This is a genomic window from Oscillospiraceae bacterium CM, from assembly GCA_022870705.1.
GTDB lineage: Bacteria > Bacillota > Clostridia > Oscillospirales > Oscillospiraceae > Sporobacter.
Window position 1 is genome coordinate 1904758 of record CP072107.1, and the last position, 14118, is coordinate 1918875.

Annotated in this window: 13 protein-coding genes; 7 read left to right on the forward strand and 6 right to left on the reverse strand. The window is 53.5% G+C overall.

The window, feature by feature from the left end:
• The first annotated feature begins 78 nt into the window (after positions 1 to 78).
• The 4 genes from IZU99_09465 to IZU99_09480 are packed head-to-tail and all read left to right on the forward strand — an operon-like array spanning position 79 to position 4853.
• The gene (locus IZU99_09465) at positions 79 to 822 is read left to right on the forward strand and encodes an ABC transporter ATP-binding protein (protein ID UOO37465.1); all 744 of its coding nucleotides are present in this window, start codon (positions 79 to 81) and stop codon (positions 820 to 822) included.
• A complete protein-coding gene (locus tag IZU99_09470) occupies positions 819 to 2432 on the forward strand; it encodes a hypothetical protein (GenBank protein UOO37466.1) in 1614 nt (537 codons plus the stop codon). The genes IZU99_09465 and IZU99_09470 overlap by 4 nt, the downstream gene beginning before the upstream one ends.
• A gap of 10 nt (positions 2433 to 2442) precedes the next feature.
• Complete coding sequence (locus IZU99_09475; protein UOO37467.1) at positions 2443 to 3663, forward strand: ABC transporter permease; 1221 nt, start codon at positions 2443 to 2445, stop codon at positions 3661 to 3663.
• The gene (locus IZU99_09480) at positions 3606 to 4853 is read left to right on the forward strand and encodes an ABC transporter permease (protein ID UOO37468.1); all 1248 of its coding nucleotides are present in this window, start codon (positions 3606 to 3608) and stop codon (positions 4851 to 4853) included. The genes IZU99_09475 and IZU99_09480 overlap by 58 nt, the downstream gene beginning before the upstream one ends.
• Positions 4854 to 4948: 95 nt before the next feature.
• Here IZU99_09480 and IZU99_09485 read toward each other — a convergent pair whose 3' ends face one another.
• The 4 genes from IZU99_09485 to IZU99_09500 all read right to left on the reverse strand — a co-directional run bounded on the left by IZU99_09485 (position 4949) and on the right by IZU99_09500 (position 8414).
• Positions 4949 to 5200, reverse strand: a complete 252-nt coding sequence (locus IZU99_09485; GenBank protein ID UOO37469.1) for a hypothetical protein — start codon at positions 5198 to 5200, stop codon at positions 4949 to 4951.
• A gap of 177 nt (positions 5201 to 5377) precedes the next feature.
• Positions 5378 to 6433 (reverse strand): IS30 family transposase, encoded by a 1056-nt coding sequence (locus tag IZU99_09490; GenBank protein UOO37470.1) that lies wholly within the window; start codon positions 6431 to 6433, stop codon positions 5378 to 5380.
• A 106-nt stretch (positions 6434 to 6539) separates the two neighbouring features.
• The gene (locus tag IZU99_09495) at positions 6540 to 7727 is read right to left on the reverse strand and encodes an NAD(P)/FAD-dependent oxidoreductase (GenBank protein ID UOO37471.1); all 1188 of its coding nucleotides are present in this window, start codon (positions 7725 to 7727) and stop codon (positions 6540 to 6542) included.
• A gap of 93 nt (positions 7728 to 7820) precedes the next feature.
• The gene (locus IZU99_09500; protein ID UOO37472.1) at positions 7821 to 8414 is read right to left on the reverse strand and encodes a TetR/AcrR family transcriptional regulator; all 594 of its coding nucleotides are present in this window, start codon (positions 8412 to 8414) and stop codon (positions 7821 to 7823) included.
• A gap of 181 nt (positions 8415 to 8595) precedes the next feature.
• Between IZU99_09500 and IZU99_09505 the strand changes: the two genes are divergently transcribed.
• Complete coding sequence (locus IZU99_09505; protein UOO37473.1) at positions 8596 to 10332, forward strand: FAD-dependent oxidoreductase; 1737 nt, start codon at positions 8596 to 8598, stop codon at positions 10330 to 10332.
• Between the two features lie 13 nt (positions 10333 to 10345).
• Entirely contained in the window at positions 10346 to 11110 is a 765-nt protein-coding gene (locus IZU99_09510) for a VCBS repeat-containing protein (GenBank protein ID UOO37474.1), read from the forward strand.
• A 58-nt stretch (positions 11111 to 11168) separates the two neighbouring features.
• Here IZU99_09510 and cdd read toward each other — a convergent pair whose 3' ends face one another.
• Positions 11169 to 11582, reverse strand: coding sequence for a cytidine deaminase (gene cdd, locus IZU99_09515; GenBank protein ID UOO37475.1), 414 nt, complete (start codon positions 11580 to 11582; stop codon positions 11169 to 11171).
• Complete coding sequence (deoC, locus tag IZU99_09520) at positions 11561 to 12241, reverse strand: deoxyribose-phosphate aldolase (protein UOO37476.1); 681 nt, start codon at positions 12239 to 12241, stop codon at positions 11561 to 11563. Before deoC ends, cdd begins: the two co-directional genes overlap by 22 nt.
• 171 nt (positions 12242 to 12412) lie before the next feature.
• Here deoC and IZU99_09525 point away from each other — a divergent pair, with 171 nt between their 5' ends.
• A complete protein-coding gene (locus tag IZU99_09525) occupies positions 12413 to 14047 on the forward strand; it encodes a hypothetical protein (GenBank protein ID UOO37477.1) in 1635 nt (544 codons plus the stop codon).
• Positions 14048 to 14118 lie beyond the last annotated feature (71 nt).

Genomic DNA, 14118 nt, shown 5'->3' on the forward strand with positions numbered 1-14118 from the left:
TTACATTTACCGGCAATATCAGTAATATTGTACCGTCAGAGTGTATTTTTTCGCCTGATCAAAACGGGAGATGATGCCATGCTTGAAGCCGTCGGCCTGAGAAAATCATACAACAAGCAGACCGTATTGAAAGACGTCACTTTTTCCCTCGCACGCGGCCGCATTTTAGGTATTCTCGGCCCTAACGGTGCGGGCAAGACAACGTTAATGAAAATCCTGGCCCTCATTGCGCGGCCGGACGCCGGAGCACTCAAACTTGCCGGTCGTGACGCCATTGCCGAGCGCCGCCGTGTCCTGCCGGGAATCGGCTATGTACCGCAGGACGTGGCGCTGTTTGAAGAACTGACGGTTCGTGATAACCTGATGTGCTGGTCCTCTAAACCCTTTGGCAAAGCCAGGGCGCAGGCGGAGCGGCTGATTGATGAGCTCTGTTTGTCATCGTTTGCCCTAAAACCGGTTTCCGCTCTCTCCGGCGGGATGAAGCGCCGCGTCAATCTCGCCGTGGCAATGCTCGACGAACCGGCGCTTTTGATCCTTGACGAGCCGCTTGTCGGTGTTGACATTGAGCAGCGGCGGCAAATTGCGTCGGTCCTTAAAAAACTGTCTCAAGACGGCGTGACCCAAATCATTGCAAGCCATCACATCGATGAAATGATGCCGCTGGCCGACGACATCATGGTCATGAAGGACGGCGCCATCCTTTTTCGCGGCCCAGCCGGTACGCTTTTTGATATGCGCAACAGCAGCGGCACCGCCGTTACCCTTGAAGAAGTTGTTTTAGATATTCTGCATTCAAAATTTAAAGGAGAGTGTGCTCAATGAAAAAATTTAATTTTTTGATGCCCGCATGCGCCTTGCTTCTGATCGTTGCCCTTCTTGCCGGCTGCGGCAAAAAAACGGCGACAAGTAAAGCACCTGACGCCCCGCCGCAAAAAGTTTTCGTCGACGGTGCTAAAACGCTTCTGTCAACCGATTTTAACAATCTCCTCACCGAAAAGGAGGACGGCACATCTGTTCTCGGTCTGACCTCCGATTTTTATAACGACCTGGACAATACCTCCAATCAGACGGCGATTAATCTGTCTATCGGCAATCTCTCGGCTAATGGAGAGACCTTGAGCGAGTCTGCCAATTTGGCGCTTGATATCGCGCACAATCAAGACAGCGGCGATTCTTCGCTTGAGCTGTCTGGCGGCGTCGGGACAGATATCAACGTATCCGGCGGCATTTACGTCAAAAACGGCGTTGCGCTGTTAAAAACGACCTCTGCCGACAAGAAAATCGTTCAGTATCAGCTCCCCAGCACGACCGATAAATCCCTGACAGGCGTCTTATCCACCCTTGCAAGCGGCATTTTGTCCGACGCGGGTGAAGCGGCTTCCACGCAGAGTGCCCAAGAGGACCGCGCCGATTTTGCCGCGCGCCTGCTTGACCCATGGATGACGGAAACGACAGCGCAGGACTATACGGATGGGACTCAGACAAAAAACCTGCTGGGCAGCGATGTGACGCTGCGTGCCATCACACTGAACATGAGCGGCCAGCGCGCTTACGACTTCGTTTTGAAAAATGTGCAGCTGCTTGATACGGATGAGACGTTTGCCGACACAAGCGGAACGCTTGGCATGCTGACATCTCTCACATCAACGGACCTTCAGAATATTATTTCAAACGGCAGCACTGCCTCTGCCACATCGATGACGACAGAGCTGCTCGACGAGCTGAAAGCACTGACCCCAGATGAAATCGCGGCCTCGTCGTTTAAGATGACCGTTCTATTCGACGGCGACAAGGCCATCGGTATGACAATTGATACCTCGACGACAGCAAAATCCTATAAGGTCAACTACATCTCCTACCAAAAAGGGTTAGAGCACCAAGTGAACATGAGCATGCAGGACATAAGCGGCGCCACCATGACCATGGACCTGACAAAGCTTAAAGCCGGCGGCGACTCCTATAATGTCTCCATGACCTCAACGTCCTTGGATGAAACAGGCGCGCAGACCATGAGCAGCACGTATACAGGGACGACAACGGAAAACGCCTCGACGCAGGATTTCACCGGCAAGTTTTCGCTCAATGCCGCCATGAAGGATGACAGCGGCACGCCGCAGAATATCGTCGCCAGCGGGGATATTTCGTATAAGCTGACAAAGACAGGCAACACCGGCTATACCTGCACCGGGTCATTGGGCTTGTCCCTTTCAGCCGCCGGTGATACCATCTCCATGACGCTCGGTATTGATGCCGATATGAAAAAATCAAACGACGTGACGATTACGCCGCCGATGTTTTTAGAGAGCAATATAGCCCCCGTGACGGATCTGCAGTCACTTTGCGACGCGCTCGGCCTCGACTACTCGAGTTATTCCGGCAAAAGTGACTCCCTTAAGGTCGCAATGTTAATCGGCCTTTTGCTGGCGCAGTAACTGGCTTTTAATGGGCAGATTTTTTCGATGTGACCTCAAACGAATCTTTACAAGCCGTGCGACGGTGATTTTATGCCTTGTCGTACCGCTCGTTGTCATGCTGCTTTTTGCCTCTGTCCTCGCACCGCTTCTTGTCACGCGGGCGCGTGTTTCCGTCAGCTGCTTTGTCATCTGCAATGACGACGGCACGGACCCCTCCGTTAAATTCATTGACTATGTCGCCAATTCCAAAGCCTTCAAAGGCGTCGTCACCATCTCCAGCGTCAAAACACTTGACGAGGGGCTCTCACTCATCGATGCGGACAAAGTATCAGGCATGCTTTACATCCCCAGCCATTTTTATGATGACCTGAGCGCCGGAAAAAGTGTGCAGCTTCAAATTTACGGCAACACGTATCATACGCTGGAGTGCGCGCTTGTTCTCACAGCCGTTGAAACAGCCCTCAACACCGTCGGCCGCGCGCAGAACGCGCTTGGTGCCGTGCGTGATTATGCCCTGTCAGTCGGTGCCGACGCCGGGCAGACAGACGCCTTTTACAACAGGCTTTTAGATCTCGGCATTTCCGTCGTGACGAACCGAAAGGCTGTTTTAGGTCAAACCGGCTTTGTTTCTGCAGCTGGAGACTATCTCCCGGCTGAGCTGTGCCTGTCTGCCATGCTGACGTGGTTTCTCTCGCTCGCCATGCTGCCGCTCACAGCGTTTTCAGCCGCCGATTTTTCCGAATCCGTCCTTCAACGCGTTGTGCGCTCGCGCGGTATGCGTCGTAAATTTCTGCTCGCCCGGCTTTTTTCCGGTGCCCTGTTTTTGCTCATCGTCGCGTTTCTCGTCTTCCCTGTCGGCATCGGGGCGTCAAGCCTGACGCGATTATTCAGCGGAAATCTGTTGGCGCTGTTCGGTGCTATGGGGCTGCTGGCGCTGACATTTTCCGCCCTGTCTCTCAGTCTGTCGGCCTGGATTCCGAACAGAGATACGGCTGTGTGGATTGGTTTTTGGCTGATTGTCGCCTTCGCCGCCGTCGGTGGTGCCATCTTGCCCGAAAGCATGCTGCCGCGCTGGGCAGCCGCCGTCGGCCAATGGTCACCGCTGCGCGCCGCCGTCCGGCTGCTCGGCAGCACGATCTTTAAATTTGATAGTGCCGCTTACCCCTTTGACATGCTGAAAACGGCTCTGTGGTGCCTATTCGGTCTGGCAGGGGCTTTCACGGGCTTTTTGAGGAGGTCATCTGTCTGATATATCTTTTCAAAATGTTTCAAATCCGGTGGAAGGCCTCCATCCGTCAGGTACACGTTTGGGTTTTTATTCTCGTCGCCGCCGGGGCGGCGCTCGTTCCAGCTCTCTCCAGCCGATACGTCTCACAGACGCGTTTGCCCATCGGCCTCGTGAATGAAGACGGGGGTAGCTTATCGGAAAGCCTCTTGCAGTTTCTTAGCGATTACAACGACACCGTGACGGTCTATACCTACCCGCGGGAGAAAGCACTGCGCTATCTGGCCATGGGCCGCCTTGAAGCCGTCTTCGTCATTCATACCGATTTCACTGAAAAGCTCCGGCTTGGCGCGTATGAAGGCCTGCTGACGCAGTACACCGCACCGAGCGCAACCGCCGCAGCCACGCTCAGTGAAACGGTTATCAACAGCGTTCTCACCGTCTGGATCGAAGAACGGGCTTTTATCGAGCTTGACAGCTACCTCTCCAGCCAGGGCATCGCCATGACCGCAGAGCAAACAGCAGCCCTGCGTGAAAAATTTGATACGCTTCTCCACGGCCATAACACGGTAACGGTCAAAAGTCATATTCCGGCACCGCCGGAAATGCGGTCACAAAGCGTCATTTTATTATCATGCGCTTGGTATGCGGCCTTCTCGTCGCTCTTCATCATTGCCAGCGCCGGTTGGGTTATGGCAACGCGCCGCAAAGCGCTCGGCGAGCGGATGCATGCTATTGGTATCAGCCCTGCCAGCGCGTATACTGGCTCTGCTCTGGCGATTATTGCCCTGTCGCTCGGCGGCTGGTGCCTGTCCGGCATCGTGCTGGCACTTTTGGGGTACGGCAGTTTTTCTGTCGCCTTGTATCTGCTCCTCCCCTTAGCGCTTTACATGGCGGGCATTATGGGCCTTACGCTTTTCTTGGCGTCCTGCCTGTCAAAAACAGTTCAACTGATGCTGATTGCGCCGGTCTTCACAATCACGCAGGGTGTTCTATGCGGCATGCTTTTCACGTTGCCGCCCTGGGCGGGGACACTGCTCTTCCTGTCCAGCGTGCTCCCCGGCCGCTTTTTCATGCTGGCTGCCGATGCGCTATTTGGCGGTGGGAGCGTCATGAACTTTTTATGGCTTGCGCTCTGCTCTGCCGCCTGGCTTGTGCTAAGTGGGCTCGCGGTGACCGTCTCAAACCGGCCAAAGGCGCTCAAAAGCGCTTGAATAACAGCAGCTCAAAAACCCGCAGCACACGCCACAAAAGCCGTGTATTGCGGGTTTTCTAACCAAAGATGTGCTCTGTGATCATTTTTCTTATCTTACTCGCCTCTGAAGGCAATGTGATTTTGTAAGCACAGGCGCTGCGCGGCGAACCGGCCTGCCGCGGCTGCGCCCGGCAAGCCGCCGGGCGGCAGTGTCCACATCCCCGCCATGATAAAATTCTCAAGGCCGGGGAGGACGCCGGGATAATACCGGGGCACATCCCTATCGTTCTTGACCCACGTCATCCAGGACCCGCGCCAGGCGTTGCAGTAGCGCGCATACGTCATGGGCGTGACGACGTCTGTCACCTCAATTTTTCCTTCGATCGCGGGATAACATTTTGTGACCTCTGAGATGGCGTCTTTTAACAGTTTTCATAAATTGCAAGTGCAAATTGAACACCCCGAGGCAAAATCGTTCCCATCAATTAACCTTGGACACAGATGGTGCCGCAGGCGCTGTCTGTGCCAAGGTTGTCGCAGCCGTCAGGCTGCGTATTCGGAATCAAGAAAGGCTTCAAATAGTTCCTCTGGCGTGTGGTATCCGAGCTTCTTCCGGGGTCGCCCATTTAACTCATCAGCAGCGGACAGGATGTCCTCGTCTGTATACTGCTCAATAGATGTTCCCTTTGGAACGAAGGTCCGGAACAGTCCATTATGCCTTTCGTTCTGAGGACGTTCCCAAGAGCTGTATGGGTGGGCAAAGTAGATCTGGGAACCCCAAGCCTCGACTTCTGCAAAGTCGGCGAACTCGCTGCCGTTGTCTACGGTAATCGTCTTAAAAATCTGTGAAAAACGTTCCCCGTACTCAGCGCGTAGGCTTTTCATGGCAGACATCACCGCATCACTGGTCTTTCCGGGAATACGAATGGCGATGTAGTGCTCGGTCTTCTTCTCCAGCAGAGAGAGTACAACTGCCTCTTTCCCAGCTCGTTTTCCAACCACGGTGTCGCCCTCCCAGTGGCCGCCTTCTATACGAAGGGAAGCGATCTCAGGACGGGCGGAAATGCTTGTGCCGTAGTGCTTTTTGTTTTCCCTGCCCCTGGCCTTTCGGGTGCTGCGTTTTAAGGCTTCCGGCAGTTCGGTCGGCGTGATGGGAAGCAAGCCTGCCCAGACCATGTTGTACAGAGTGCGGGTACAAACCATCTGATCTTCACTGTACAAACGCTGTCGCTTCGCATATCCGCAGCAGGAATCCAGCGACCACTTGTGTTCCCGGATCTGCTTGACTACCCAGTCAATGAAAGTCTTGCAGGAGCCTGCTTTGAGGGGCTTGACACAAGCCCTTCGATTAGCCTTGTAGATGGCCTCGCCGAGTTTCGGAGAATAGCCAGGTGCTTGGCCCCTGTTGCTCTTCCGTGTCGGTGTACCTCGCCTTAACTCGTATGAGATGGTGGACGGTGAACAGCCAATGTTTCGGGCGATGCCGCGTACGCCAAGTCCCTGCTTCAAGAGGGCTTTGACAGCACCACGATCTTCCAAGCTCAAGTGTTGCCCTTTCTTGCGTTCTGCGCTGACTGTGATAGAATCATTGTTATCCATAGTGATTGTATCCTTTCGGTGGCAGATGTTGTGTAGGAACTACATTTTACCACGAAGAATAATCACTATGGATTTTTCTGTTCAAGTGTTCAATTTCATTTTACAATCAACCTTTTAACAGTTTTATCTTCTCGGCTTCATATTTTTCCTTGTCGCTATATAGCGCGTTCCAATAATCAAAGTTGGCGAGGTAGTAACAGCCGAAAACGGTTTTGCCCGCCGGTGCCATCGTGCCGTCAAACCCATAATGGGTGATCATGGCGCTCTCGCTCGTGATGCCGCCTGCCGTAAACGCCTTGTCGCGCCGCACTTGCATGCCCCTATAAGTATACGGAATATCGGCGTCCACGCCGAGGAAAACGAGGGCGCTTGTCATCGTCGGATACATTTTAGGCTGCCTGAATAGCTTCTGATAAACGGGCGGCGTCAATTTGTCATCCAGCAGACGCGTCAGCGTATCGTACCCGTCGGCGCAGGAAACGACATGGTCGGCTCTGACCTCGCGCCCGTCGGCCAGCCGAATGCCCGTGGCTTTACCGCCCTCCACAAGAATTTTATCGACCTTGCAATTGTAAAACACTTTGCCGCCGAGGGACAAGAACTTTTGCGCCATACGCCGGGCCAGCGCGCGGGAGCCGCCGCGCGGATAGCCGCAGTCCCCCGCATTCATCCCCGCCAGCGTGGAGATAAACGCCATTGCCGTGTAATGCTCCGGGATAAAGGCCAGCATCGCTTTTTTGAGCAGCGGATTTTTGAACGACGAGACGAGCTCTTCCATCGACATGGCGCTATAGCGCCTGACCGGCGAAAGGCTGCCGAGGTTTTTTACCGCGAATCTCAGCCCATCGCCGCCTGTCATCAAATCCATCGGCTTGTCAATCGGCATGCCGAAGCTGCCCATCCGGCGCAGCGCGGCGCACAGCTTTTTAATCGCGCGTTTATCCTCAGGCGCGATGGTAATCAAATGCTTTTCCAGCTTGTCGGCATTTGTGTAGAAATTGACTTCTTTATCCCCATCGATATAGTGCATAAAAACGTCAAAGTCGATGATGTCAACGCCATCGTCCAAAGCGCCCGTCTCGCGCCAGATCGTATGAAGCGATGTGCCCGGCCTTGTGCCGACAAGCCAATGAAGGCAGCCGTCAAAATGGTACCCCTTCCTGTCCCAGCCGGTGCACTCGCCACCAGGGATCGTGTGCAGCTCATAGATTTCCGTTTCAAAGCCGTTTTTCTGCGCGTAAATGCCGCAGGTGAGCCCCGCGATACCCGCGCCGATGATGAGTACCTTTTTCATATGAACCTCCCGAATACAGTTTATTATTGATTAATTCGTCAGTCAACAATATGCCCAATGCATCCCCTGCCGGGCAGCGGCAGGGGATTTGGATTACGCTTTCCGGAGCATGCTGACGAGTATTTCCGGGTCTGGCATTTTAAAATTCTGCAAGGCCAGCTTATACATCGCAAGCCCCTGAATCGCCGCGAAAAAGGTCATCGTCATGCCGTCGGGGTCTCCTTCCCTGATCTCGCCGGTCTGCTGCCCGTCGCGGACGATTTTCGAAAATATCTGAAGATTTGGATTCTCCGTCAGTGCTTTGATTTCAGCGGGAGCATCCATCACAAAAGCATGTATCACGATCAAAAAATAATACGCCGAATCTTCAAAGCTCTCAATGCCGCCGAGGATATACTTTGCCGTCTGCCGTACCTTTTCCAGCGGTGAAATCGGCATGTTATTTACCATCAAAATCGCCTGGGTTGACGATGTGATCGCCAGTTTCAGCAGCTCATAAAAAACATCTTCTTTTGATTTAAAATAGTGATAGAAAAGCCCGTGGCTCACGCCGGCCGCGGCGACGATATCGCTGATTTTAGAAGCGGCAAAGCCTTTTTTGGCAAAAACCTTGAGTGCTGCCGACAAAATCTGTTCGCGGCGCTCATCCTTGATTTGCATGTTTTGTTCTTCGTTACGAGGACTCATCGTTTCATCTCCGTTGATTGACTCGTCTGTCAATAATAAAATAGCAAAAAATATTTTTCTTGTCAACAGTCAAATATTTGAGGATTCCTTCATGTCCTTTCTCCGTTACGATTCACACTTTCATAGCGCCCGTCATATCATAAGTTGAGGCCGTCTTTGTATGCGGTCGGCGGAGGCGCTTATGAGTCTGAACAGCCAATATATGCTTGACCCGCCACAGCCGGATAACCCGACACCGGAAGACAGACACCTGCTGTTTAAAACCGCACTGAAGCAGAAGGGCTGGCCCGGCGACTTTAAAGCAATTCTTATGCGAATGGCACCGCCCGTGCCGGTCACTTCGCTCGCCCAACCGGGAATCTTCCGGGGTGTTCGCGTGGGGATCGCGGGCGGAGGTCTGGCCGGTCTTTCCGCCGCCTACGAGCTGCGCAAGTTGGGGTTTGATATCACCGTGTTTGACGCGCTGACCGACCGCGTCGGCGGGCGTGTTTATACATATGCCTTTGGCAATCAGCCTGGGCTCATCGGTGAATTTGGCCCTATGCGCATCCCCGTTTCCCACGAGACAGTCTGGCATTACATCCGAGAATTTCGGCTTTCAACGTATCCTTTTATTCAGTCGAACCCAAACAGCTTTATCTATTTGAAGAATATCCGTGTCCGAAACGACGCGGACGGCCGCAACGTACAGTCGTTTATTTACCCGAAATATGCGCTCAATCCGCGAGAACGTGCCATGAGCTGGCAAAAGCTCTTATATGCCGGGACAGACGCACATCTTCTGCGCGCGTCCCAGCGCGCGCGCCTGGAGATTCTTGAGACAAAAGCGCATTACGCACCCGAAACGCTTGATTGGATCAACAAGACGAGCCTCACCTTAATGGAAGAAGGCGGCCTCAGTCAGGCCGCCATCAATCTTGTGTCAAACTTCGCGCCCCTTTTGGACGGAAATTTATACAGCAGCTTTATTGACTACATTCAGGAAAGCTATCCGGCGGACTTGTCGTATCTCTATGCCATAGACGGCGGCACAGCGCGCCTCCCGTCAGCCTTTTACCAGTCTTTTTTTACTGAAAACCCATATGGTTCGCTTCGCCAATCCCCTATTGGGCGCGTTACCTACCGGCCCGGCTGCCTTATCCGTGCCATTGCTGCAGACGGCGGCGGCCGTGGCGTCACGCTTTGTTATGACAATCTTTCAGACCATACCGGTCAATACGAAACTTTTGACTATCTCGTCTGCGCGCTGCCGTTTTCAACATTACGTAACGTAACCGTCACACCGCTCTTTTCCGGCCAAAAAATGCGCGCCATCCGGGAGGTCAATTACACGCCGTCTCAAAAAATGCTGCTGTGCTGCCGTGAACGCTTCTGGGAAAAGCAAGGGATTTTCGGCGGTGGGTCGTATTCCGATCTGCCGGTGGCCTCGCTCTGGTATCCGTCGGACAGTGCGCGGCGCCTGCGCGCCCCAAATGAGACGGCCGACTTTGCCGAGAACCTGAGTCCGGCGCCCGGCGTTCTGATTGGCAGCTATAACTTTAACCTCGATACCACACGTCTTTTCAATCAGTTTAGCGGCGTCTTGTCGGCGGAAGTACTTCAAAACGTAGCCGCTGTCCACGGTTTAACGGCGGAAGCTGTCACTGAATCGGTCTTGGCTCTTAAAACCGTCAACTGGAATCAGGAACCGACCTTCCGTGGGGCGCTCTGCTTTTATACGCCCGCACAGAAGCGTCTCTTCGCCGCCGACATGGCACTGCCGGAATATGATAACCGTGTTTTTTTTGCGGGGGAACATGTTGCCGCCGTCCACCGCTGGATGCAAGGAGCACTTCAGACGGGCATGCAGGCGGCAAATGACCTTGTTTTGTCGGCGCTTTCACACCACCGCGTGTCTGATCGATATCTTTATGAGTGAGTGGGGGTATTTCATGAACGGCAATCTCGGGGAACGCAGAATTTACAACAGCATTAACGGTCAACGTGTCTTTTTGCTTGATTACAAGCGCGGCGACGTCACGGGTGACGGTGTACCCGATAACGTCTATCTCTACGGCAATAAGCCGGGCGGTCCAAGCAGCCCTTTTGCCGACAATATCACACTCGTCATTCAGGACGGGCGATACAATCAAGCAAAGGCCGTCGCACCCCGCTGCACGGCCGGTTATCATGCGCAGCTCTTCCTTGGCGATTTCGACCAAGACCTGACGTGTGATATCCAAGTCAGTCTTGAAGCCGGCGGAAGCGGCGGGTATATCTATAGCACCGTTTATTCCTACAAAAAACAAATCCTGCGGGAGCTGTTTGATTCTGAAGCCTTTAACAGCCATTTTCAGTATGTGGTGGATTATCACGACTTTTACCGTGTCAGCGTCACAAGCGGGCAATACAACAGGCTGTTTTTTCTCGATATCTCGGGCTCTGTCAGTGATGGCGCCAATAACCCCTACGGCCCGGACGGCAGGCTCCTGCGACCGACCTCCGGCAGTGTCCTGCCGCTCGGGGCGCTGACTCCGATTGCAAACAGTGAGACAGGTGATTATTTTGACCTTCTAGCCGCACAGCGCATCATCGGCCTGACAAACGCCGACACACTGGGGACGGTTGAAAATCTGCTGACGTGGGACGGCCAGCGTTTTGCCTTAAAAGCTATGTCTGTCTCCATCCCGGGCGTTCCGCTGACGAAAAACGTATAGCGGCACAATCCGCCGCAAAAACAAAAGGCCCTTCAAGTGCTTGAAGGGCCTTTTCTGTTTACACGAGCTTTTCCGGGCCGAAGGCGAGCGGTATGAGCGTGTCAAGCCGGTAAGTCGTCGGCTCCCCGCTCGCGCCCGCGACGATGACGTCAAAATTCCCGACGTCGCAAAATTCCAGCATGACCTGGCGGCAGACGCCACAAGGCGAAACCGCCGCATCCGGCGCCTCACGATCTTTGCCGCCGGAAACGGCGATGGCCTTAAAGCTTCGTTTCCCTTCGGAGACGGCCTTAAAAATTGCCACACGCTCGGCGCAGACCGTCGGCGTCTGCGCCGCGTTTTCAATATTGGCCCCTGTGTAAACAGAGCCGTCCGTGCAGAGCAGCGCCGCCCCCACAGTAAAGTGCGAATATGGCGCGTACGACGCGCCTCGGGCCATCACTGCCATCTTTAATAATGCGCTGTATTCCATGCCGACTCCCCCGTTTCTTTCAAAAGCCTGACAATTTGGCTCGTTCCTAAACGCGCACAGCCAAGGCGCAAAAATTCGGCGGCGTCTTCCAGGCTTCTGATACCGCCAGAGGCCTTGATTTTGACATCCGGGCCAATATAACGCCTTAAGAGGCGGATATCGTCAAACGTCGCGCCGCCCGTTGAAAAGCCCGTTGAGGTTTTGATGAAGTCGGCACCCCCATCTGTCACGGCGCGGCACATGGCGATCTTTTCTGCCTCTGTCAGAAGGCATGTTTCAATAATGACCTTCAGGACACGCCCGTCGCAGGCTTCTTTCACGGCGCTGATTTCCCGCTGCACATTGCCGACCTCTCCAGCCTTGACAGAGCCGATATGAATAACCATATCGATTTCATCAGCCCCGTTTTGAACGGCGTTCTGCGTTTCGAAAACCTTAGCGGTCGTGGTGGCGTAGCCGGTGGGAAAGCCGATGACGGTGCAGACCTTCATGCGCGTGCCAACGTATGCTTTGGCTTTGGCGACAAAGGCGGGCGGGATACAAACGCTGGCCGTTTGAAACGAGACGGCGTCGTCACACAGCGCTTTGATGTCCTCCCACGTGCTGTCAACGGCAAGCCTCGTATGGTCGACCGACGCCAGTATTTCCCGTATATCCATGCATATATCTCCACTTCAGTTTCCTATACGCACAGCATATCGGAAATCAGCAAAAAACGCAACTGCCGATATCACTTGAATTCTCAATGGCTCCTGCCGGCGGTTTCTCTTGCGGCTGGTTTGTGTTATAATACAAAAAACTAAGACAGATAATCCGAAAGGAACGTGTCTATGAAAAAGTATGTCATTACCACCAGCGTTCTTCTTTTCCTCTTTGCACTGATCGTCTTCTTCTTTTCACCGAACTTAAACCCGCTTTATGGAGAAGGCCTCGCTTTCTGGGCATTTTTAATCACGGTTGTTTCGCTCGCCTTCATGATGATGCGCTCGGGGCGGCAAAATATCGTTTTCAGCATGAGCGGCGCCGTTCGGTATAAACTGCCGAATAAAGGGCGGTTTTATCTGCTCGCAGCGGGCGCTCCGTGGGTTTTATTTATTCTTGCCGGCATTTTTTCAGCCCCGCTTTTTCACGTCAACGTCTACAAAGAGCAGCTTGCCGAGCCACAGCTGCGCGAATTTGCCGCGGATGTGCAGCCCATCGATATCAGTCAGCTCCCCGTTGTCGACAGTGAATTGGCGTCACTGCTGGCCGACAAAAAGCTGGGCGAGCGTTCCTCCCTTGGCAGCCAGGTCACGCTCGGCGACCCGACCATACAAAATGTCAACGGCAAGCTTGTATGGGCTGTCCCGCTCCTGCATTCCGGCTTTTTCAAATGGCTGTCCGACTTAGACGGCACGCCGGGATATATCCTCGTCTCCGCAACGAATCCGCGGGATGTGACGTACGTTGAAAACTACAGCATCAAATACCAACCGAACGCTTATCTGCTCGATAACCTGATGCGCCACGCGCGGTTCTCCGGCGGTCTTTTCACCGGCATGACCGATTATTCCTTTGAAATCAATGACGAGGGGCGGCCATACTGGGTCATTACCACCTACAAAAATCTCGTTGGCATCAGCATGCCGGAGGCTGACGGTATCCTGCTGATTGACGCTGCGACTGGCGAAACCACCCGGTATAATCTCGATAATATACCCGCTTGGGTTGACCGCGTACAGCCGGAAGACTTTTTGATGACTCAGCTGAATAACCGCGGCAATTACATTCACGGCCTGTTCAACTTCTCGAACAAGGATAAGTTCCAGACGTCGGAGGGCGAAGCCATCGTCTATAATGACGGCCGCTGCTATCTCTATACCGGCCTCACAAGCGTTGGTGCCGATGAAAGCACCATCGGTTTCGTGCTGATCGATATGGTGAATAAAACACCGTATTATTATCAGATCGGCGGCGCGACGGAATATGCCGCGCAGCAGTCGGCGGAGGGTAAGGTTCAAAATCTTCAGTATACAGCATCGTTCCCGCTCATCACAAATGTTGACGGCAAACCCGCGTATTTCATGACACTGAAGGATGACGCCGCCCTTATTAAGCAATACGCCTTTGTCTCCGTCAGCGACTATACTAGCGTCGGCAACGGTGAGACGATTGGCGATGCCATTACCAATTTCCGCTCTGTCATCAATCAATCGGGCGGCAGCTCCGCGATTGACACAAGCGGCCAACAGGAGACGCTATCCGGCAAAATCGAGCGTATTTCGTCACAAATTTCAGGCGGCAACACCATTTACTATATCATCCTCGCTGAGAAACCGGAAAAAATCTTTACAGCCGTTGCCGATCTCAGCCCAGAGCTTTCTCTGACACAGGAGGGTGACGCCGTCTCAATCACCTACACGAAAACGGACAAAACCGTCATTGGCCTAAGCACCTTTGATAATCTGCAGTATACGCAAAAATAAGCGTGTTATAATCATACGGGAGACGCCAATGGCGTCTCCCCTTTTTTTTGCGTATTTAAAAAACTTGACGT

Coding starts and splice junctions, on each gene's coding strand:
- IZU99_09465 (UOO37465.1), top strand. CDS start 79: ATGCTTGAAGCCGTCGGCCTGAGAAAATCATACAACAAGCAGACCGTA.
- IZU99_09470 (UOO37466.1), top strand. CDS start 819: ATGAAAAAATTTAATTTTTTGATGCCCGCATGCGCCTTGCTTCTGATC.
- IZU99_09475 (UOO37467.1), top strand. CDS start 2,443: ATGGGCAGATTTTTTCGATGTGACCTCAAACGAATCTTTACAAGCCGT.
- IZU99_09490 (UOO37470.1), bottom strand. CDS start 6,433: ATGGATAACAATGATTCTATCACAGTCAGCGCAGAACGCAAGAAAGGG.
- IZU99_09495 (UOO37471.1), bottom strand. CDS start 7,727: ATGAAAAAGGTACTCATCATCGGCGCGGGTATCGCGGGGCTCACCTGC.
- IZU99_09500 (UOO37472.1), bottom strand. CDS start 8,414: ATGAGTCCTCGTAACGAAGAACAAAACATGCAAATCAAGGATGAGCGC.
- IZU99_09505 (UOO37473.1), top strand. CDS start 8,596: ATGAGTCTGAACAGCCAATATATGCTTGACCCGCCACAGCCGGATAAC.
- IZU99_09510 (UOO37474.1), top strand. CDS start 10,346: ATGAACGGCAATCTCGGGGAACGCAGAATTTACAACAGCATTAACGGT.
- cdd (UOO37475.1), bottom strand. CDS start 11,582: ATGGAATACAGCGCATTATTAAAGATGGCAGTGATGGCCCGAGGCGCG.
- deoC (UOO37476.1), bottom strand. CDS start 12,241: ATGGATATACGGGAAATACTGGCGTCGGTCGACCATACGAGGCTTGCC.
- IZU99_09525 (UOO37477.1), top strand. CDS start 12,413: ATGAAAAAGTATGTCATTACCACCAGCGTTCTTCTTTTCCTCTTTGCA.